The organism is Pseudomonas sp. NFPP24 (assembly GCF_900112095.1).
Taxonomy (GTDB): Bacteria; Pseudomonadota; Gammaproteobacteria; order Pseudomonadales; family Pseudomonadaceae; genus Aquipseudomonas; species Aquipseudomonas extremorientalis.
This window is the reverse complement of the sequence record NZ_FOKD01000007.1, coordinates 24389-45915: the sequence shown is the minus strand read 5'-3', so window position 1 is coordinate 45915 and position 21527 is coordinate 24389. Positions and strand designations below refer to the sequence as shown.

General features: G+C 60.5%; 19 protein-coding genes. 9 read left to right on the top strand and 10 right to left on the bottom strand.

The window, feature by feature from the left end; genetic code table 11:
* Positions 1-52 precede the first annotated feature (52 nt).
* Genes BM026_RS16295 through cobA form a run of 3 tightly spaced genes read left to right on the top strand, consistent with a single transcriptional unit; the run spans position 53 to position 3704 of the window.
* Positions 53-1264: a nitrate/nitrite transporter gene (locus tag BM026_RS16295; protein ID WP_071491402.1), complete on the top strand. Its 1212-nt coding sequence runs from the start codon at positions 53-55 to the stop codon at positions 1262-1264.
* A complete protein-coding gene (locus BM026_RS16290; RefSeq protein ID WP_093529350.1) occupies positions 1264-2934 on the top strand; it encodes a bifunctional protein-serine/threonine kinase/phosphatase in 1671 nt (556 codons plus the stop codon). Before BM026_RS16295 ends, BM026_RS16290 begins: the two co-directional genes overlap by 1 nt.
* A 26-nt stretch (positions 2935-2960) precedes the next feature.
* The gene (gene cobA, locus BM026_RS16285; protein ID WP_093529347.1) at positions 2961-3704 is read left to right on the top strand and encodes a uroporphyrinogen-III C-methyltransferase; all 744 of its coding nucleotides are present in this window, start codon (positions 2961-2963) and stop codon (positions 3702-3704) included.
* Positions 3705-3764: 60 nt separating this feature from the next.
* Here cobA and BM026_RS16280 read toward each other — a convergent pair whose 3' ends face one another.
* The 8 genes from BM026_RS16280 to ppsA form a co-directional block, all read right to left on the bottom strand.
* On the bottom strand, positions 3765-4745 hold the full coding sequence (locus tag BM026_RS16280) for an OmpA family protein (RefSeq protein ID WP_071491405.1): 981 nt from the start codon (positions 4743-4745) through the stop codon (positions 3765-3767).
* 107 nt (positions 4746-4852) lie between these two features.
* Entirely contained in the window at positions 4853-5443 is a 591-nt protein-coding gene (sigX, locus tag BM026_RS16275) for an RNA polymerase sigma factor SigX (protein WP_010208495.1), read from the bottom strand.
* A gap of 87 nt (positions 5444-5530) precedes the next feature.
* Positions 5531-6355, bottom strand: coding sequence for a mechanosensitive ion channel family protein (locus tag BM026_RS16270; protein ID WP_071491406.1), 825 nt, complete (start codon positions 6353-6355; stop codon positions 5531-5533).
* A 2-nt stretch (positions 6356-6357) separates the two neighbouring features.
* Entirely contained in the window at positions 6358-6603 is a 246-nt protein-coding gene (locus tag BM026_RS16265) for a CrfX protein (RefSeq protein WP_092242715.1), read from the bottom strand.
* A gap of 86 nt (positions 6604-6689) precedes the next feature.
* On the bottom strand, positions 6690-7685 hold the full coding sequence (locus BM026_RS16260) for a zinc transporter ZntB (protein WP_093514064.1): 996 nt from the start codon (positions 7683-7685) through the stop codon (positions 6690-6692).
* 24 nt (positions 7686-7709) lie between these two features.
* Positions 7710-8201, bottom strand: coding sequence for a ribonuclease E activity regulator RraA (gene rraA / locus BM026_RS16255; RefSeq protein ID WP_058427377.1), 492 nt, complete (start codon positions 8199-8201; stop codon positions 7710-7712).
* A gap of 189 nt (positions 8202-8390) precedes the next feature.
* Positions 8391-9380 carry an alpha/beta fold hydrolase gene (locus BM026_RS16250; RefSeq protein WP_071491408.1) on the bottom strand — a complete coding sequence of 330 codons (990 nt, stop codon included), beginning with the start codon at positions 9378-9380 and terminating at the stop codon, positions 8391-8393.
* A gap of 106 nt (positions 9381-9486) precedes the next feature.
* Complete coding sequence (gene ppsA, locus BM026_RS16245; protein WP_025854225.1) at positions 9487-11862, bottom strand: phosphoenolpyruvate synthase; 2376 nt, start codon at positions 11860-11862, stop codon at positions 9487-9489.
* Between the two features lie 178 nt (positions 11863-12040).
* Here ppsA and BM026_RS16240 point away from each other — a divergent pair, with 178 nt between their 5' ends.
* Entirely contained in the window at positions 12041-12859 is an 819-nt protein-coding gene (locus BM026_RS16240) for a posphoenolpyruvate synthetase regulatory kinase/phosphorylase PpsR (RefSeq protein WP_003193298.1), read from the top strand.
* Between the two features lie 53 nt (positions 12860-12912).
* On the opposite strand, the gene BM026_RS16235 is transcribed toward BM026_RS16240, so the two are convergent.
* Positions 12913-14337: an aminotransferase-like domain-containing protein gene (locus tag BM026_RS16235; protein WP_093128077.1), complete on the bottom strand. Its 1425-nt coding sequence runs from the start codon at positions 14335-14337 to the stop codon at positions 12913-12915.
* A 160-nt stretch (positions 14338-14497) separates the two neighbouring features.
* Here BM026_RS16235 and BM026_RS16230 point away from each other — a divergent pair, with 160 nt between their 5' ends.
* The 5 genes from BM026_RS16230 to BM026_RS16210 are packed head-to-tail and all read left to right on the top strand — an operon-like array spanning position 14498 to position 19971.
* Positions 14498-15391, top strand: coding sequence for a DMT family transporter (locus BM026_RS16230; protein ID WP_162276406.1), 894 nt, complete (start codon positions 14498-14500; stop codon positions 15389-15391).
* Positions 15392-15417: 26 nt separating this feature from the next.
* On the top strand, positions 15418-17280 hold the full coding sequence (moeB, locus tag BM026_RS16225) for a molybdopterin-synthase adenylyltransferase MoeB (RefSeq protein ID WP_093529344.1): 1863 nt from the start codon (positions 15418-15420) through the stop codon (positions 17278-17280).
* A 15-nt stretch (positions 17281-17295) separates the two neighbouring features.
* Positions 17296-18210, top strand: a complete 915-nt coding sequence (locus BM026_RS16220; protein ID WP_093529610.1) for a PLP-dependent cysteine synthase family protein — start codon at positions 17296-17298, stop codon at positions 18208-18210.
* Positions 18211-18247: 37 nt separating this feature from the next.
* Entirely contained in the window at positions 18248-19240 is a 993-nt protein-coding gene (locus BM026_RS16215) for a serine O-acetyltransferase (RefSeq protein ID WP_092242695.1), read from the top strand.
* Positions 19241-19242: 2 nt separating this feature from the next.
* A complete protein-coding gene (locus tag BM026_RS16210; RefSeq protein ID WP_093514067.1) occupies positions 19243-19971 on the top strand; it encodes an alanyl-tRNA editing protein in 729 nt (242 codons plus the stop codon).
* 68 nt (positions 19972-20039) lie between these two features.
* Here BM026_RS16210 and prpD read toward each other — a convergent pair whose 3' ends face one another.
* Complete coding sequence (prpD, locus tag BM026_RS16205) at positions 20040-21524, bottom strand: 2-methylcitrate dehydratase (RefSeq protein WP_093529341.1); 1485 nt, start codon at positions 21522-21524, stop codon at positions 20040-20042.
* Between the last annotated feature and the right edge of the window lie 3 nt (positions 21525-21527).

The following is a 21527-nucleotide window of genomic DNA, read 5'->3' as shown; positions in this document are numbered from 1 at the left end:
GCGTTTTTTCGTTTTGGCCTTCTTACAAGACTCCCAACCGTTGAGGTGCGTGATGAAATCAAGCTTCTGGAAATCCGGGCACACCCCGACCCTGTTTGCCGCGTTCCTGTATTTCGACCTGAGCTTCATGGTCTGGTACCTGCTAGGCCCACTGGCGGTACAGATTGCCGCCGACCTGCACCTGACCACCCAACAACGCGGCCTGGTGGTGGCGACACCGATCCTGGCGGGCGCGGTGCTGCGCTTCCTGATGGGCATGCTGGCGGACAAGCTGTCGCCCAAGACCGCCGGGCTGATCGGCCAGGTGATTGTGATCTGTGCCCTGTTCGGCGCCTGGAAACTGGGCATCCATAGCTACGAACAAGCGCTGCTGCTGGGACTGTTCCTCGGTATGGCCGGTGCATCCTTTGCTGTCGCGTTGCCGCTGGCCTCCCAATGGTACCCGGCCGAACACCAGGGCAAGGCCATGGGCATCGCCGGTGCGGGCAATTCAGGCACGGTGTTCGCCGCGTTGCTGGCGCCTGTGTTGGCGGCCGCGTTTGGCTGGAGCAACGTGTTCGGCTTCGCTCTGATTCCGCTGGTGCTGACGCTGATCGTGTTTGCCTGGCTGGCGCGCAATGCCCCTGAACGGCCAAAAGCCAAATCCATGGCCGACTACTTAAAGGCCCTGGGCGACCGTGACAGCTGGTGGTTCATGTTTTTCTACAGCGTGACCTTCGGCGGCTTTATCGGCCTGGCGAGCGCCCTGCCCGGTTACTTCAACGACCAGTACGGCCTGAGCCCGGTGACCGCTGGGTACTACACCGCCGCCTGCGTGTTCGGCGGCAGCCTGATGCGCCCACTGGGCGGTGCGCTGGCGGACCGCTTCGGCGGGATTCGTACGTTGCTGGGCATGTACAGCGTGGCAGCAATCTGCATCGCGGCGGTGGGTTTCAACCTGCCAAGCTCTTATGCGGCGCTGGCCCTGTTCGTCTGCACCATGCTTGGCCTGGGCGCCGGTAACGGTGCGGTGTTCCAACTGGTGCCGCAGCGTTTCCGCCGTGAGATCGGCGTGATGACCGGCCTGATCGGCATGGCCGGCGGCATTGGCGGTTTCGCCCTGGCAGCTGGCATGGGCGCGATCAAGCAAAGCACCGGCAGCTATCAGATGGCGCTGTGGCTGTTCGCGAGCCTGGGTGTATTGGCCTGGTTCGGCCTGCATGGCGTTAAACGTCGCTGGAGAACCACCTGGGGCTCGGCCGCCGTGACGGCTGCACGGGTCTGATGAGCCTGCAACTGAGCATCGCTCAGGCCAGTGCCATCGGCCCTCGGGCGCAAAACCAGGACGCACTGCGGGTGGTGACACCCGTGGCCGAACTGGCGGCGAGCAAAGGCTACTTGTGCGCCATCGCCGATGGAGTGAGTCAGTGCGCCGACGGCGGCCTGGCCGCGCGCTCGACCTTGCAGGCGCTGGCCATGGATTACTACGCCACGCCGCAGACCTGGAGCGTGGCCCAGGCCCTGGAACGCTTGCTGTCGGCCCAGAATCGCTGGCTGCAGGCCAATGGCGGTGGCCAGCCGTTGCTGACCACCCTGAGCGCCCTGGTGTTTCGCGGCCAGCGCTTCACCCTCGCGCATGTCGGCGATTGCCGGGCGTATCGCTGGCTGGATGGCGAATTGCAGCGCCTCAGTGAGGATCACGTATGGGAGCAGCCGGGCATGGAGCATGTGCTCAAGCGTGCCCTCGGCCTGGATCAACACCTGGTAGTGGATTTTCTCGACGGCCAGTTGCGCGAAGGCGAATGTTTCCTGCTGCTCAGTGATGGCGTGTGGGCAACCCTGGGTGATCACAGCATCCGTTCGATTCTGCGCGAGCAAACCGACCTGGATCTGGCGGTCAACACCCTGGTGAACGCCGCGCACCTGGCGGGTAGCCAGGACAATGCCAGCGCCCTGCTCGTGCGTATCGACACCCTCGGCGCGGCGACCCTCGGCGACGCCCTGGTGCAATTGCAGCAATGGCCGCTGCCACCGCCGTTGAAAGCCGGGCAACACTTTGAAGGCTGGCAGGTGCAAGGCGTATTGGCGCAAAGCCGACAGTCGTTACTGTACCGGGTGCGGGATGCCCAGCAGCAACCCTGGCTGCTGAAAACCCTGCCGCTGAGCCGCGATGATGACAGCGATGCCGGCCAGGCCTTGCTCGCGGAAGAATGGTTTCTACGACGCGTCGCCGGCCGGGCGTTTCCTGAAGTCCATGCCGCCAGCGGACGCCAGCATCTGTACTACGTGATGCGGGAATACCCCGGCCAGACCCTGGCCGAACTGTTCCAGCAGCACGGCCCATTGCCCCTGGCGCAATGGCAGTCGATCGCCGAGCGCTTGCTGCGGGCAGTGGGCATGTTGCACCGGCGGCAGATCCTGCACCGCGATATCAAGCCGGAAAACCTGCTACTGGGGGATGACGGCGAACTGCGTGTGTTGGATTTCGGCCTGGCGTACTGCCCGGGCCTGTCGGAAGACCGCGTCCATGCATTGCCCGGCACACCAAGCTTTATCGCGCCCGAGGCGTTCAATGGCGACCGGCCTACGGCCCAACAGGATTTATACAGTGCCGGTGTCAGCCTGTATTACCTGCTGACCGGGCACTACCCCTACGGTGAAATCGAAGCCTTCCAACGGCCCCGGTTCAACCAGCCCTTCAGCGCCAGCCGCTACCGCCCCGATCTGCCGGATTGGCTACCCCTCAGCCTGGACCGGGCAGTGGCGGCTCAACCTGCGCATCGTTACGAAACCGCCGAAGAATGGTTGCGTGTGCTGGAACAGGCGGACCGGCAGGAACTGAGCATTCGCCCCAAGCCCTTGCTGGAGCGTGAACCCTTGAAGGTCTGGCGCACTCTGGGACTGCTGTCGATGTTGATCAATCTAGTGCTGTTGTACTCACTCTTTCACCGCTGACGTCATCCCTGGACGAGGAAAAATCCATGAGCGCAAAAGTCTGGTTGGTGGGCGCGGGTCCCGGTGACCCGGAACTGTTGACCCTCAAGGCCGTACGCGCCCTGCGTGAGGCGCATGTGGTGCTGATCGATGACCTGGTCAACCCGGCGGTACTGGAACACTGCGTTGAAGCACGGGTGATCACCGTGGGTAAACGCGGTGGCTGTCGCTCGACACCGCAGGACTTTATCCATCGCCTGATGCTGCGCTATGCGCGCCAGGGCAAATGCGTGGTGCGGCTCAAGGGCGGCGACCCGTGCATTTTCGGGCGTGGCGGTGAGGAAGCCATGTGGCTGCGTGAACGGGGCGTCGAGGTGGAGTTGGTCAACGGGATCACGGCGGGCCTGGCGGGCGCGACAAATTGCGCGGTTCCGCTGACGCTGCGCGGGGTGAGCCGTGGCGTGACCCTGGTGACGGCACACACCCAGGACGACAGCAGCTTGAATTGGCGAGCCCTGGCAGAGGGTGGCACGACCTTGGTGGTGTACATGGGCGTGGCAAAGCTTGAGGAGATTCGCCAGCAATTGCTGGACGGCGGGATGGCAGCGGATATGCCGGTGGCGATGATCGAAAACGCATCACTACCACAACAACGGGAATGCCGCAGCGAGTTGTCACGGATGTATGCAGATGCGCAGGCATTTGCCTTGAAGAGCCCGGCCATCCTGGTGATTGGCCATGTGGCAGCCCCTGGGCAAGTCGCTTGCCTCGCACAAGCCGTCAGCGCCTGACGCAAATTCCAGGCGAAAAAAAGCCCGGCCTGAGCCGGGCTTTTTTCTACCACTCAGTAATTACTGAGCTGTAGCTTCTACCGACGCTTCTACACGACGGTTGATGGCACGACCAGCTTCAGTTGCGTTGTCAGCAACTGGGCGGGACTCACCGTAACCTACTGCGGTGATACGGCTAGGAGCAACGCCGTCTTTAACCAGGACTTGCTTAACAGCGTCAGCACGACGCTGGGACAGCTTCTGGTTGTAAGCGTCTGGACCTACGGAGTCAGTGTGACCAGCAACTTCTACGTTGGTAGCTGGGTACTGAGCCATGAAGTCGGCCAGGTTTTTCACGTCGCCGTAGCTGTTAGGCTTAACAACCGACTTGTCGAAGTCGAACTTGACGTCCAGCTCAACACGAACAACCTGAGCAACTGGAGCTTCTGGCTCTGGAGTTGGCTCTGGAGCTGGTGCTGGGGTAGGAGCTGGAGCAACTGCGCCAGCGTTACCGCCGAAGTTTACGCCCAGGCCGACCAGTGCGGAGTAGTCCCACTTGCCGTTGTCCAGACCGTAGTCAGCTTCAACACCGGCACGTGCGTACAGGTTGTTGGTGAAGTAGTACTTCACGCCAGTACCAACGGTAGCGAAAGTAGTCTGGTCGCGACCGCTGTGGCCGTCAGCCTGAACGTTGGTACGGCTCTGGTGACCGAAACCGCCTTCTACGTATGGACGCAGGCTGTCTACGCCAGCTTGACCGAAGTGATACTGGGCAACCAGGCTGCCGGTATCGCCTTTGATCTTCTGGTTACCAGTACCGTCGTTCGAACGGGTGTGGTTGGTCTTGTCGTAGGACAGGTTCAAGGACAGGTCGTCGGTCAGGAAGTAACCGATGCGAGCGCCAGGATTGAAGCCGTCTTCGATGTGCTTGACGCTATCGTTGTACTGCTTCTTGTAGAACAGCTCGCCTTCAACTGCGCCTTGGCCTTGTGCCAGAACGCCGAAAGAAGTAGCGGCAATAAGAGAACCAATGGCCAAGCCCAAGGTGTTTTTCAGTTTCATCCGTTAAATCCCCATCTGGTGATTGTAAAGCAGTCCCACAAACCGGGGGACAACTCGGCGACAAGTCTAACAGAACTTGCCTACACGTAAGAGATATTTGCCACGCACTAAGTTTCAGTCTCGCCCGCAAATTTCTCACGTAATTTATCAAGAGCACGCTTGTAACGCATTTTTGTAGCACTCAAACCCATGTGCATGATGTCAGCGATTTCCTGAAACTCCAGCTCTGCGACAAATCGTAGCACCAGAATTTCCCGGTCAATCGGGTTCACATACACCAACCAGCGATCAAGTCCGCCCTTCTCCTCGGGTGCCGGCGCCTTCTCTTCAGACGCCTCCTCAAGGGGGTCAAGACTCAAGGCGTCCATCAAGCGACGCTTTCGCCGTTCCTTCCGATACTGCGTGATGCACTCGTTGTACGTGATGCTGTACAGCCATGTCTTGAACTTCGATTTGCCTTCGAAGTTCTTCAGGCCGTACAACACCTTGAGCATCACTTCCTGACAGACATCATCCGCATCTCTATCGTTCCCCAAATACCTTGAACAAACGTTGAACAAAGTGCGTTGATATCTGCGCATCAATTCTTCGTACGCGCGAGTGACGTGAAACAGCTCCGTGTGCGAACGCGCGACCAGCTCCTCATCAGAGAGCTCACGGGGGTCATAGCGCGTGGACAGCGTTTGGGCTTTATTCAAAACAAGTCGTGCCGACAGTCAGGTCAATGTCCGCCACAGCCCGATCACCCAGGCTCGCGGCGGCGTACATTAGCAGGGTTTGCCGGGTTAGCGGCTATTGACCTGCTGCTCCAGGAGAATCCGGTTGGACAGCGACACCAGGTCGCCGTCATCGGTCAGCACCGTCGTCTTGACCGTGCCGATCTCCTCGATTTGCCCTTCAACCTCGCCCACACGCACCTGTTGGCCCACCTGGTACAACTCACGCACATAGATTCCCGCAAGAATCTGACCGGCAATTTCCCGGCTTCCCAAGCCCATGGCCAGCGCAACGGCCAGACCAACGGTAATCAAAACGATCACAATCACGTGGTTGAGCAGGTCAGTCTTGACCTCCAACTGGCTGATCGCGACCGAAATACTGATGATAATCACCAGGCCCTGGGCAATCCGCCCCAGGCCCGCAGCATAGTCCAAACCCACGCCTTCGGCGGCGCCGCGCACCAGCCCATTGGCCAGCTGCGCCAGCAAAACACCTACCAGCAGCACCAGCGCGCCGCCGAAAACCTTCGGCAAGTACAGCGCCAGCATGTCGAGCGTAGCTGAAACTCGCTCAAGTCCAAGGGATTGAGCCGCAGAAACCAGGAAAATCAGCAAAACAAACCAATAAACGATCTTGCCGATCAACGTCGAGATGGGTACCTGCAGCCCGGCACGTCCCAACAGTTTGGTCAGACCGGTGCCTGCCATCAGGCGGTCGAGGCCCAGTTTCGCGAGCAGTTTGGACAGCAGGGTGTCGAGCAGCTTGGCCACGACAAAGCCCAGCAACACCAGCACCAGGGCACCAAACAGGTTGGGAATGAAATTCGCCACCTTGGTCCACAATGCGGTCATCGCGGTGACCAGGCTCTGGGTCCAGAGATCAAGTTCCATATTCAATCAGCCTTATCAGCAGTGCGAGCAAGAGGTTTATCACGGGAAACCGGTGAGACATGGGCCGAACCGTTGTTCAGGGCCATCATCAACGCCGGCACCCAGCGCCCGAGCAGACCGAACAGATCACCCGCGCCCACCTGACGGTTGGCGGTTTTCAGCACGCGGCCCAGGCAGGCATCGTCGTCGCGGTTGGACGGCGAGGCATTGAGCATGTCACGCAAAGACTGTTCGAACGGATCGTGCATAAGGACCTCTCGCAAGTGATTTAAAAGACGAGGGTAAATTTCTTGGGGTCACATAGGACCCTTCCTACGTTCAGGTCATATTCAGGTCAAACCCAGCGCAATCGTCGAAAAAGCCACCATTGCCCAAGCGCCACCGAGACCATCAACAGGCACGCAATCATGAATCCATAGGGGCTGGCAGAGAACGGAATCCCACCCACATTGATACCCAGCAGGCCGGTGAGAAAACTCATCGGCAGGAAGATTCCGGTGATGATCCCGAAGCGGTACATGGTGCGGTTCATGCGCACGCTCAAACGCCGGTCTTCGGCCTCCAGCACAAGCCCCACGCGCTCTCGGGTCAATTCAAGCTCTTCCAGATAACGGGTGAGGCTGTTGTTCAATTCGTTCCAATAGTCGGCATCGTCGTCACAGAACCACGGCAGTTTGATCCGCGTGAGCTGGGCAAAAATATCCCGCTGCGGCGCGAGGAATCGCTTCAGCCCGGCTGCCCGTCGACGGATCTGCAGGACGCTGCCATGTTCCGGGGTATACCGTTCGTCGGTATCGAGTTTTTCTTCCTCTACGTCGACGATTTCAGACAGGTCACTGACCAGATCCTGCACTTTATTAGTCAGGTACTGAGCCATATAAAGGATGAGTTCAGAGGCCGTCTTCGGTCCCTTGCCATCCGCCAGCTGCACCAGCAACTCATCCGTGGCGCGCAACGGACGCAACCGCAGGGAAATCACACGGTTGGCCGCGGCGAAAATCCGCACCGAAACCATGTCCTCCGGTTCGGCACCGGGGTTGAGGTTGACCCCACGCAAGAACAGCAGCAATTGCGAGTCCGGCAACGGCAACAGGCGCGGGCGGGTGTTCTCCTCCAGCAAGAGGTCACAGGCGAACTCGCTCAAGCCACTGGATTTGCGCAGCCAGGTCTGGGTCTGCGGATGACTGCGATCCCAATGCAGCCACAGGCTTTCCTGGGACTGCAGTTGCAAGTTGTCGAGCTCTGTCCGGGCAATCGAACGCGCACCGCCTTTACCATCCAGCACCAGGGCATGCACAAGCCCCCATTGCGCGTTTTCTTCCTCGAACATCCTCACCCCGTCGCTTACAGCAGTTTATTCAGGCATTTTCAGTGGGCTGGGCGACACAATCACGCCGTTATTGTCGGCGTAGATGTACTCACCCGGGCGGAACGTCACGCCTGCAAAGGTGACCACCACGTTCAGATCGCCAATACCACGCTTGTCGGTCTTCATCGGGTGACTGGCCAGGGCCTGCACGCCAAGGTCGGTCTGGGCGATGACATCCACATCACGAATGCAGCCGTAGATCACCAGCCCTTCCCAGCCGTTTTTCGCAGCTTTTTCGGCGATCATGTCGCCCAGCAGCGCACGGCGCAGGGATCCTCCACCGTCGACCACCAGCACCTTGCCAGCACCAGGCTGGTCGGCTTGTTCCTTGACCAGGGAGTTATCTTCGAAGCATTTGATGGTGACAATCTCACCGCCGAAGGAGTCTCGGCCGCCGAAGTTGCTGAACATCGGCTCGAGCACCTGCACCAGCTCCGGGTAGGCGTCGCACAGGTCGGGGGTCACATAATGGTTCATTGAACAATTCCTTTCCGTCAAAGAGGTGTCTTTCGAAAGAAGCGCCAGCCCAAGCAGGTGCGAAACATCCCATCCACTTCGTCGCAACGCAATAGCCACTGCGCGACTGAATATGACCAGAAGCGTTTAACGCGTCATATCTTAGCCGCAACCACACACGAGTGAAACGCCCTTGGCAGAGCCCTGCCCTCAAACAGTGGCCAACACCTCGGGCTGCACGCCGAACAATGGGGCGAGCGGGTCCTTCAGCCATTGCGCCACCAGTGGCCACACTTCAGCCTGTGCGGCTTTGCTGACGAGCATTTCAACGTGCCCGAAATCCTCGGTAAACCCTTGCTGACGGCCGAGGCACAAGTATTGACGGTGCTCGGAACCGACCTGCTCGAACAGCTTGCGACAGGCCCAGTCGGGGTCCTGACGATCGCCGGCAGCACTGACCGACAGCAACGGCACATCGACCTCCGCCAGGCCTTTCCACCAGTCGTTCTTGCCTTCGCCAAAGCGGCCAAACAGGCCATTCCAGCGCATGGCTTCGATCATCACGCCTGCCGGCTCGTCCTCCGGGCCACGCTTGAGGCGCGAGCCGGAGACTTCGCCGAAGCGTTTCAAGAGCAAGCGCCCCGTCCATTCCACCGGTGGCAGCTTCAACGGCCAGTGGGTGCGGCTGACCTGGCAGCCAAACAACGCCACCGAAGCCACGGCTGGCGCGCCAAGGTGCCGCCCGCCAAGCGCCGCCGCCAGACTGGTGCCACCCAGGGAATGACCGATCCAGTGAGGAACCTGCCCGCTTTGCTCGCGCACGAACGCGCCAATGGCCGGCAAGTCGTAGCGCGCATAGTCAGCGACGCGGTTGCGTGCGTAGTCATGATTGCGCTTGGACAAACCATGACCACGCATTTCCGGGATCCACACATCAAATCCCTGGCGTGCCAGGTAAGCGCCCAGGCCGATGCCTTTGGGCGAATACCAGAAGCGGCGATTGGAAAAACTGCCATGCAATAAAATAACCGCAATGCCCCGGTTTTCCGGGACATCGGCCAGGCCCAAACGGGTAACTGCCAGCTCGACGGTGCCGTCGGGGCTGTTACCGGGCTTGAGGCGGTACACGTCTTCACTCAGGTCGCCACGACGCTCAGCGCTGATCAGGGCGACGGGAAACAGGTTGCTGCTGCTTTGCATAATGCTCTTGCACAAAAAAGGGCGGCGTCCGGAAGGAGTTCCGCCCTGCACAGATAAGAATGCCGGTCACCCTCATCGGGTGACCGGCACTTTTGACATGACGATCTTAGGCGGACGCCTGGCCTTCCGCCAGGAAGAACCAGGTTTCCAACACGGAATCAGGGTTCAACGAGACGCTTTCGATGCCCTGCTCCATCAGCCATTTGGCCAGGTCAGGGTGGTCGGAAGGACCTTGGCCGCAGATGCCGATGTACTTGCCGGCCTTGTTACAGGCCTGGATGGCGTTGGCCAGCAGCTTCTTGACCGCAGGATTTCGCTCGTCGAACAGATGGGCGATGATTCCGGAGTCGCGGTCCAGGCCCAGGGTCAGCTGGGTCAGGTCGTTGGAACCGATGGAGAAACCGTCGAAGAACTCGAGGAACTCTTCGGCCAGGATGGCGTTGGACGGCAATTCGCACATCATGATCACGCGCAGGCCGTTTTCGCCACGGGACAGGCCGTTTTCTGCCAGCAGGTCGACCACTTGGCTCGCTTCGCCCAAGGTGCGCACGAACGGCACCATGATCTCGACGTTGGTCAGGCCCATTTCGTTGCGCACGCGCTTGAGGGCGCGGCATTCGAGCTCGAAGCAGTCACGGAACGCTTCGCTGATATAACGCGAGGCGCCACGGAAGCCCAGCATCGGGTTTTCTTCTTCCGGTTCGTAGAGCTTGCCGCCGATCAGGTTGGCGTATTCGTTGGACTTGAAGTCCGACAGGCGCACGATGACCTTTTTCGGGTAGAACGCCGCCGCCAGGGTGCTGATGCCTTCCACCAGCTTCTCGACGTAGAAGCCCACCGGGTCGTTGTAGCCGGCGATGCGCTTGTCGACGCTTTCCTTGATGTCCAGCGGCAGGCCGTCGTAGTTCAACAGGGCCTTGGGGTGCACGCCGATCATACGGTTGATGATGAACTCCAGGCGGGCCAGGCCCACACCGGCGTTCGGCAACTGTGCGAAGTCGAAGGCACGGTCCGGGTTGCCGACGTTCATCATGATCTTGAACGGCAGGTCCGGCATGGCGTCGATGGAGTTCTGCTTGATGTCGAAGCCCAGTTCACCTTCGAAGATGAAGCCGGTATCGCCTTCGGCGCAGGACACGGTCACGCCCTGGCCGTCTTTGAGCAGCTGGGTGGCGTTGCCGCAACCGACTACCGCAGGAATCCCCAGCTCACGGGCGATGATCGCTGCGTGGCAGGTGCGCCCGCCACGGTTGGTGACGATGGCGCTGGCGCGCTTCATTACCGGTTCCCAGTCCGGGTCGGTCATGTCGGAGACCAGTACGTCGCCCGGCTGGACTTTGTCCATTTCGGACACGTCCTTGATGATCCGCACCTTGCCGGCGCCGATGCGCTGGCCGATGGCACGGCCTTCCACCAGCACGGTGCCGGTTTCTTTGAGCAGGTAGCGTTCCATGACATTGGCCGAGGTGCGGCTTTTCACGGTTTCCGGACGGGCCTGCACGATGTACAGCTTGCCGTCGTCACCGTCCTTGGCCCACTCGATGTCCATCGGGCACTTGTAGTGCTTTTCGATGATCATCGCTTGTTTGGCCAGCTCGCTGACTTCAGCGTCGGTCAGGCAGAAACGCGCACGTTCGGCCTTGTCGACTTCAACGGTTTTCACGGAACGACCGGCCTTGGCCTCGTCGCCGTAGATCATCTTGATGGCCTTGCTGCCCAGGTTACGGCGCAGGATGGCCGGGCGACCCGCTTCGAGGGTGCCCTTGTGTACGTAGAATTCGTCGGGGTTGACCGCGCCCTGTACGACGGTTTCACCCAGGCCGTAGGCGCCGGTGATGAACACGACGTCACGGAAGCCCGATTCGGTATCGAGGGTGAACATCACGCCGGCCGTGCCGGTTTCCGAACGCACCATGCGCTGTACACCGGCAGACAGGGCCACCAGCTTGTGGTCGAAACCCTGGTGAACACGGTAGGAAATGGCGCGATCGTTGAACAGCGAGGCGAACACTTCCTTGGCGGCGCGGATGACGTTTTCCACGCCGCGGATGTTCAGGAAGGTCTCTTGCTGGCCGGCGAAGGAAGCGTCCGGCAAGTCTTCGGCGGTAGCCGAGGAACGCACGGCGACAGCCATGTCCGGGTTGCCGGCCGACAGGGTGGCGAAGGCGGTACGGATCTCTTCGTTGAGCTTCTCGGGGAACTCGGCTTCCATGATCCATTGGCGGATCTGGGCACCGGTCTTGGCCAGGGCGTTGACGTCATCGACATCCAGGGCGTCCAGCGCGGCGTGGATCTGAGCGTTGAGGCCACTCAGTTCGAGGAAATCGCGGTAAGCCTGGGCCGTGGTGGCGAAACCACCGGGCACCGACACGCCAGCGCCTGCAAGATTACTGATCATCTCGCCGAGGGATGCGTTCTTGCCCCCTACGTGCTCTACATCATGGACGCCGAGCTTATCGAGGGAAACTACGTACTCTACCAAGGTGATCTCTCCACTTTCTGTGTTGGAAAAGCTCAGGACGCCGGCTGCTCAATAGGAGCTGTCGCCAGCGCTTGTGGCCTGGACCTGGAAAATAAGTGAGAATGCGGCCCACCGCGGGACGGCAAAATCGCGCCTATCATATCCAAGATTCGCCATCAGCTTAAGGCCCAGGGCTCAAATGAAACGATCTGCTTTCTTTATCTCCGACGGTACCGGCATCACAGCCGAAACACTGGGCCAGAGCCTGCTCGCGCAGTTCGAAAACATTACCTTCGCCAAATTCACGCGGCCGTACATCGACAGCGTGGATAAAGCGCGGGCCATGGTACAACAAATCAATCTGGCGGCTGAAAAAGACGGTTTTCGACCGATCATTTTCGACACCATCGTCAATCAAGACATCCGTGAGATTCTCGCAACGTCGAATGGTTTCATGATCGATATTTTCTCGACCTTCCTGGCGCCATTGGAGCAGGAGTTGAGCGAACACTCCTCGTATTCGGTCGGAAAGTCCCATTCCATTGGGCATAACTCCAACTACATGGAGCGTATCGAGGCGGTGAACTTCGCCCTCGACAACGACGACGGCGCCCGTACCCATTACTACGACAAGGCTGACCTGATCCTGGTGGGCGTGTCGCGCTGCGGAAAAACGCCCACCTGTCTGTACATGGCCATGCAATTCGGCATCCGTGCGGCCAACTACCCGCTGACTGAAGACGACATGGAGCACCTGACGCTCCCGGCGGCCCTGCGCGCGCATTCGCACAAGCTGTTCGGGCTGACCATCGACCCGGACCGGCTGACGGCGATCCGCAATGAGCGCAAGCCCAACAGTCGCTATTCGAGCTATGCCCAGTGTGAGTTCGAAGTGCGCGAGGTAGAAAATCTGTTCCGTCGCGAGAATATTGCGCACATCAATTCCACGCATTTCTCGGTGGAAGAGATTTCGGCGAAGATTCTGGTGGAGAAAGGCGTGGAGCGGCGCTTCAAATAACGCCTTGAGACGCTGTTGCACCGTGGCGAGCGGGCTCGCCACAACAAACCCTGCTACAACTGGAAGCGTCCCCCGCCCTGCCCCAGCGCCGTGGCCAGCGCATCAAACCCCGCCCGCAATAACTGATCATCCCCCGACGTATTGCAGATACTCGCCCGGATAAACTGCGGCACCGCCGTCTGCCCCACGGCAAACGCCTCGGCGGTGGCGATCAGGTAATTGTTCTGCTTGAGCTCGGCCTCGATCTCCGACGCCCGCCACGGCTCCGGCACTTCGATCCAGAAGTGCGGGCTGTTGAGGTGAGTGCGGTATTCCAGGCCCATCAGCAGGTCGCGGACCAGGGCCTTGCGGCGGCTGATCTCGTTGATCTGCTGGCGCAGCAGGTATTCCGCCGTGCCGTTCTCGATCCACTGGGTCGCCAGCTCGAGGGTGACGGGGGTGGCCATCCAGCAGGTGGAACGCAGGGCCGCCGAAATACGGCTGACCAGCGCGGGCGGCGCATGCACATAGCCCACACGCAGCCCGGCGGACACCGCCTTGCTCAGGCTGCTGATCAGAATCGTACGCTCAGGGGCGAAATGGCTGAGGGGCGGCGGCCGATCCTCCACCAGTACGCCGTGGGCTTCGTCCTCAAGAATCAGCAGATTGTGTTCGCGACAGACTTTGACCAACGCTTCGCGACGCGCCACCGAGAGCACGGCGGTGGTGGGGTTCTGGATGGTCGGCGTGCAGTACAGCGCTGAAATCCGGTGATTACGACAGACTTCGTCCAGCGCGCTCGGCAGTACACCCTCTTCGTCCATCTCCAGCCCGATCAAGCGAATACCGAGCATGCGGGCGGCGGTGATCAGGCCGGGGTATGTGAGTTGCTCAGTCACAACGGTATCTCCGGCCCGTAACAGCGCCATCATCGAGCAGAGCAAGCCATGCTGGCCGCCGTTGACGCAGATGACCTGCTCGGGGATCGGATGAAAATCGCGCTGCACCAGCCATTGTGCCCCCGCTTCACGGTAGCGCGGCAAGCCGGCATCCGGTGTGTAGGCACTGATGTCCTGGAGGAACTTGGCGTTGGTCGACAGGGTTTGAAAGCTCTGGGCCAGGAACACTGTCTCCTGCCCCGGGATGTGCATATTCCGGCTCATGTCGAAGTATTGGCGCGGTTCTTCACTGAAGTTGCGAAAGCCTTCATCGCGCTGGCGCTCCATCCCACGCTTGCGCACGAACGTGCCGTCACCGACCCGCGCCACCACCAGTCCCAGGCGTTCCAGTTCGCCATAGGCGCGGCTGATGGTGCCGATCGTGACGCCAAGATTGTCGGAAAGCACCCGGTGGGGCGGCAGTTTTCTTCCTGGCTCAATCAAGCCTTCAAGGATGCCCCGTTCCATGACATCGGACAGGCGCTTGTACTTCACGCCCTGACCGTTGGACAACCCCTCACGCATAATTGACACCATGTCAATATTTGTTTTGACAGCCATCTTTCGCCCTAATAGTGTGCTTTTACGGGTTCAATCGCCGAATTTTACAACTCATTACAAGCTCAATATAGAGTTCAATTCCGGCTCAGGGAAGCAATAAACGATGCCAATGTCCGCCGTTCTCGAAAACACCGCCAAGACCAAAACCCAAAAACAGTGGCTGGCCGGGCTGATCACCAGTGTGATGTTCCTGATCGTATGCCTGAGCTGGGGCACCACCTGGCTGGGCATCAAGATTGCCGTGGAGAGCGTGCCGCCGCTCACCTCCGCCGGCCTGCGCTTCCTCATCGCCTTCCCGCTGTTCCTGTGCTTTGCCATGGTCCGCCGCGAGCCGGTCCTGTTTCCCCGCGAGAGCCGCTGGTTCTTCGTGTTCGTGACCCTGTCCTACTTCAGCGTGCCCTACTACCTGCTCAACTACGGCGAGATGCATGTTTCGTCCGGCCTTACCGCGCTGCTGTTCAGTTGCATGCCGGTGTTCATCCTGATTTTCTCCGCGCTGTTCCTGCGCGAACGCATCTACTTTTCCCAGGTGGTCGGCATCGGTATCGGCTTCGGCAGCCTCTACATGATCATCAAGAGCCAGGGCCTGCACCTGGACCACGCCGAGTTCTTCGGGGTGCTGGCGATTCTGACCGCCGCGATCATGCATGCCTTGTGCTACGTCATCACCAAGCAGAAAGGCAGCGCCATCAGCGTAATCACCTACAACACGCTGCCCATCGGTATTGCCGGGCTGATGCTGTTCGTCGCCGGGCTGTGGTTTGAAGCGCCGACCTTCGAAGCCATCACCCTGCGGTCATGGGGTGCGCTGTTCTACCTGGGACTGGTGGCCTCGGTGGGTGGGTTCATCGTGTACTTCATGCTGCTCAAGCGCTTGAGCCCGATCATCCTGTCGTTCGTGTTCATCATCTTCCCGGTGTTCGCGGTGATCATCGGCGCCTGGTACGAAGGCGTGTCGATTTCCCGCGACCTGATGCTGTACTCGGCCATCCTGCTGGCCGGCTTTGCGATCACCAAGCTGCCGGTTGAAAAACTCCTGGCCAAGAAAAATTGACCCTCCTACCACCATGCGAGAGAAACATGGACGTCCTCCGCCCCGAAGCCCTGGAACAGATCTACGCCCACGCCAGCCGCAGCTACCCCGAGGAGTGCTGTGGTTTTGTCTTCGCCGACGGCAGCGTGTACCTGGGCAGCAATATCCAGAACGAGTTGCACAGCAAGAACCCCGAGATGTACCCGCGCAGCGCCGCCAACGGCTACACATTCTCGGTGGCCGACACCCTGCTGCTGAGCAAAGCGTTTCGCAGCAACAACCCAGTGGTGGTGATCTACCACTCCCACCCGGATGTCGGCGCCTATTTCAGCGACGAAGACGAGGACAAGGCGCTGTTCATGGGCGAACCGATCTACCACGTCAGCTACCTGGTGGTGGACGTTCGCCAGGGCCAGTCCCTGGGTTCCAAGCTGTTTGCCTGGGATGGCAAGCATTTCGCCCTTCAACCTTTCAACGACCTGCACACGGAGTTGTCCATGAACGCTGTCTCTTTCCCCGACATTCTGGTTCGCGTGGCCAAGCTGCCGGAATCGACCCTCGAGGGCGCCGGAACGACATTGCGCGAAGTCATTGAAAACCTCTGCAGCAGCCACCCGCAGTTGCGTGCGCACCTGTTCCACGAGAAGAACAACCAGCTCAAGGAGCACTTTCTGTTTACCGCCGAAGAAGAACTGGTCGGCGCCGACGATCCGCTTCCGGAAAAAGCCCGGATCGAAGTACTGCTCGCCACCTCGGGCGGTATGGATGTCGATGCCCTTAGCAATGAAGAAGTGCAACGCTACGTGCGCCATATCACCCTGCCCGGCGTCGGCCGCGAAGGCCAGTTGAACCTCAAGAAAGCCAAGGTGCTGATCATCGGCACCGGTGGCCTTGGCTCACCGATCAGCCTGTACCTGGCAGCAGCCGGCGTCGGCACCCTGGGGCTGGTGGACTTCGATGTGGTGGAAAGCAGCAACCTGCAACGCCAGATCGTGCATGGCAACAGCACCCTCGGCATGCCCAAGGTCGAGTCCGCCAAGCAACGTCTGCAAGACCTCAACCGCCATATCCAGATCAACGCCCACGACACCGCCCTGAACGCCGATAACGCCCTGGAACTGGTGGGCGCCTATGACCTGGTGATCGACGGCACCGACAACTTCGACACCCGCTACCTGGTCAACGACGCCTGCGTGCAATTGGGCAAGCCTTTGGTATACGGCGCCATCTACCGTTTCGACGGGCAGATCAGCGTACTCAACTATAAAGGTGGCCCCTGCTACCGCTGCCTGTTCCCCAGCGCGCCGCCCGCCGAACTGGCGCCCAATTGCAGCGCCGGTGGCGTGATCGGCGTGTTGCCCGGTGTGGTCGGGATGATCCAGGCCACCGAGGCCATCAAGCTGTTGATCGGCATCGGTGAACCGCTGTCCGGTCGTTTGATGCGCTTCGATGCGCTGGCAATGAAGTTCAGCGAGATCCGCTTCAAGCGGCGTGCCGACTGCCCGTGCTGCTCCGAACTGCGCCACAGCGAAAGCGTGGCGCCGGCTGTCTGTGCGGACGCTGTGCCCAGCCAGCCGTCCCTGGCCGAAGAGCGCTACATAAAGCCCCGTATACTCAAGCAATTGCTCGAACACCCGCGCAGCGTCGATGTGTTGCTGGACGTGCGCGATGCCAGCGAACTGGAGGTGTGCAAATTGCCAGGTGTGGTGCATATCCCCCTGGCCGAACTGGACAATCAGCTCGACCGCCTCAGCCGGGACAACACCCACTACCTGATCTGCTACGCCGGCACCCGCGCCGAGCAAGCCGCCAGCACCTTGCTGGCGGCGGGTTTCGCCAATACCAAAGTCCTGCAGGGCGGCATGAAGCATTGGGTTCGCGACGTCGAACCTGACATGCCCTTGTATTGAGCCGAGGACTGAATGATGTTGCACAACTCCATTCTCGAGGTCATCGGCCAAACGCCGATCGTGCGCCTGGCGCAGTTCTCCGAAGACCTCGGCATCGAGATCTATGCCAAGCTCGAATCCCTCAACCCGGGTGGCAGCCACAAGGCGCGCATCGCCCTGGGCATGATCCTCGACGCCGAACGCCGGGGTGTGCTGATCCGTGACTCCGGGCAAACCATCATCGAGCCCAGCGGCGGCAATACCGGTATCGGCCTGGTCATGGCCGGCAATGTGCTGGGCTACAAGGTCGTGCTGGTGATCCCCGACAACTACAGCCCCGAAAAACAGAAGCTGCTGCGCCTGTACGGGGCCAAGGTGGTGCTGTCGGACAGCCGCCTGGGCAACAACTCCCATGGCGAAAAGTGCATGGAGCTGCAGTTGGAAAACCCCAGCTACGTGATGCTCAACCAGCAACGCAACGGCGCCAACCCGCAGACCCATCGCGATACCACCGCACCGGAAATCCTGCGTGCGTTCGGCGAGCGTCGTGCTGACTACTTTGTCAGTGGGATCGGCACGGGCGGGCATATCACTGGCATCGGCGAAACCCTCAAAGCCGCCTGGCCGGGGCTGCGCGTCATGGGGGTGGAACCGGAAGAATGCGACCTGTTGAAAAACCAGCATGCGCCGCACCATATCCAGGGCCTGTCGATCGGCCTGATCCCGAGCATCCTCAACCTGGACGTGATCGACGGCATGCTCAAGGTCTCGCGCCAGGATTGCATCGACATGATGAAACGCATCATGCGCACCGACGCCATCAGCCTGGGCTTGTCCTCGGCCGCCAACATGGTGGCTGTCGCCCAACTCGCCCCGGAACTGCCGCCCGAAACGGTGGTGCTGACCATGGTCTACGACAATGCCGACAGCTACCTGCCCAGTTTCGAATAAGCGCTCTTCCAACCAATCAGACTAAGGGGGTGCCTCAATGGGTGGCTTTATCGACATGCAACAGTTGCACGATGAGTTGCTGACTCACCTCATCAAGACCCTCACGCCGGCACAGATGAAGCAGCTGGAGCCGCATCTGGCGCCGCTGGTACAGAATGCCGCCCAGGCGGTGGCCGAGGATTTGATCGCCTACGCCTACCGCGACCCGGCATCACGCGGGCGCGGTGAGCTGATCCTGGAGTCCTACGCGTCGTTCAAGGCGGTGCTGTATTACCGACTGGCGCACCTGGTGTGGCATTTCCCCGACCAGACCAACGGCGTCTTCTCCCGTATCGCCCTCAAGCTGAGCAACCAGGGCAAGGTGCTTTCCGGCGCCGAGATCCACCCGGCGGCGCGTATCGGTCGGCGCTTCGTACTGGACCACGGCTACGGCACCGTGATCGGCGAAACGTGTGAGATCGGCAACGACTGCTACATCCTCTGCGGCGTGACCCTGGGCGCCCGCGGCATCGCCAACAACCCCGACGGCAAGCGCCATCCACGTCTGGGTAATAACGTCGAGGTCGGTTCCGGCGCCCGCGTGCTCGGCTATGTGTTGATCGGCGACAACGTGTTTATCAGCCCGTCCTGCGTGATCACCCAGGACGTGCCCGCCGGCACCAAGGTGAAGGTGGTAAACCAGATCCAACTGCAAAAAAACGACGAGTCGGACCACAGTAAATACCTCGGCGCCTTCGCCCTGGATGAGCGTCTGCACGTGGTCGGCGAGATCAATACCAGCCACAAGGTCACGGTGCTGGACGCCGACTTCCATCCCTTGCCCGGGCTGATGCTGGAGCCTACGGTGAAGGAACGTCACCACCTGCAATTTCGCCTGCATCGCATCGAATCGGGCAACCACCTGCCACGCCTGCCGCTGAACCTGAAGGTCTGCGGCCCGGAATTTGAAATCACCCTGCTTTCCCCGCCTGGCTTGAGTGCGATGGTGCGCTCCCTGTTGCAAGCCAGCCCATTGATCGTCGGAGGTTGAACATGTCCGTGCACACCATGGAAACCCTGGCGCTGTTCGACAGCGCCCCCTACCAGAACGCCTTCAGCGCCCGAGTGATTGCCGTTAGCGAACACGGCGTCGCCCTGGAACACACGTTGTTCTACCCCACCGGGGGCGGGCAGCCAGGCGACACGGGGCACCTCATCCTGGCAGACGGTACGCGGGTCGAAGTGACCGGCACAGTGCGCGACCCGGTGCAGCGCTCGATCATCTGGCACCAGGTGGAACACTGCCCCGAACAATTGACCGCCGGGGTGCAGGTGGACGCCGGCCTCGACTGGGACCGGCGCTACCAGCACATGAAGATGCACACCTGCCTGCACCTGTTGTGCTCGATCATTGACGCGCCGGTCACCGGATGCAGCATCAGTGCAGACAAAGGCCGCCTGGACTTCGACCTGCCGGAAATGACCCTCGACAAAGACAGCATCACCCGCGACCTCAACGCGCTGATCGAGCAGGCCCACCCGGTGAAAACCCTGTCGATGCCGGCCACCGAGTACGCCACCCTGCTGCAGATCACCCGCACCCAGGCGGTGGCGCCACCGGTGGTCCAGGGAGCGGTGCGGGTGATTGAAATCGCCGGTATCGATATCCAACCATGCGGCGGCACCCATGTGCTCAACACCGAAGAAATCGGCCGGGTGTTCTGCGAGAAGATCGAGAAGAAGAGCAAACACAACCGCAGAGTCATACTGCGATTCGAGTGAACACGGTCAACTGTGGGAGGCCCCCTCCCACATTCATTGGATTTGCACAGGTGAATACGTGGTGTCTGCTAGATCACGAACAGATCCACAAACCGGTTTACCGGTGTCGCCTCGAGCCGCGCCTGATCCTTGCACAACGCAAAAATCTCGGCACTGCGCTGCGCGGTAAACCGTGTGGCCAGGTTGGCCTTGAACTTGTCTTCCAATAACGGAATGCCCTCCACCCGGCGGCGGCGATGGCCGATCGGGTACTCCACCGCCACCTGTTCGGTATGCGTACCGTCCTTGAAGAACACCTGCACCGCGTTGGCGATGGAACGCTTGTCCGCCTCCAGGTATTCGCGGCTGTAGCGCGGATCCTCGACGATGACCATTTTATCCCGCAGTTCATCGATGATCGGATGGGCGGCGTGGAATTCGTCTTCGTACTGCTCGGCCACCAGATCGCCGAACGCCAGTGGCACGGCGGTCATGTATTGCAGGCAGTGGTCACGGTCAGCGGCGTTGGCCAGTTGTCCGACCTTGGAGATGATGCGAATCGCCGATTCATGGGTGGTGATCACGATACGCTCGATTTCCTGCAGGCGATCCTTGACCAACGGATGCAAGGTCACCGCCGCTTCGCAGGCCGTTTGCGCATGGAACTCGGCGGGGAAGCTGATCTTGAACAGCACGTTTTCCATCACATAGGTGCCGTAGGGCTGGGACAGGCTGAACCCGCGCTTGTCCTGCGGCTTGAGCGCCAGGTCCTTGTTGGTGTGGCTGAACAGTACGTCATAGAACCCCCACTGCGGCGCGCTCAACACGCCAGGGATGCCCATCTCGCCGCGCATCGCGATATCCGCCAGACGCACGCCCCGGCTGGAGGCATCTCCCGCCGCCCAGGATTTGCGCGAACCGGCATTCGGTGCATGCCGATACGTGCGCAATGCCTGCCCATCGACAAACGCATGGGACAGGGCCGCCAGCAGCTGTTCACGGTTGGCCCCCATCAGTTTGGCCGTCACCGCCGTTGAAGCGACTTTCACCAACAGCACATGGTCGAGACCGACGCGGTTGAACGAGTTTTCCAGGGCAATCACGCCCTGGATTTCGTGGGCCATGATCATTGCTTCCAGCACCGCGCGCAGGGTCAGCGGTGCCTCGCCGTTGGCGATGCGCTTTTGCGACAAGTGGTCGGCCACAGCGAGGATGCCGCCGAGGTTATCCGAGGGGTGCCCCCACTCGGCGGCAAGCCAGGTGTCGTTGTAGTCGAGCCAACGTACGATGCAGCCGATGTCCCACGCCGCCTTGGCCGGATCCAGCCGGAACGAAGTGCCCGGTACACGAGCGCCAAACGGCACCACCGTGCCCTCGACCATCGGCCCCAGGTGCTTGGTGCACTCCGGGAAACGCAGGGCCAGCAGGCCGCAACCCAAGGTGTCCATCAGGCAGTTGCGGGCGGTGTCCAATGCATCCTGAGAGTCGATCCGGTAAGTGAGGACATAATCGGCGATGTCCTGCAGGACCTGGTCGTAGTCGGGACGGTTGTTCTGGTCGACGTTGGCGCTCATGGC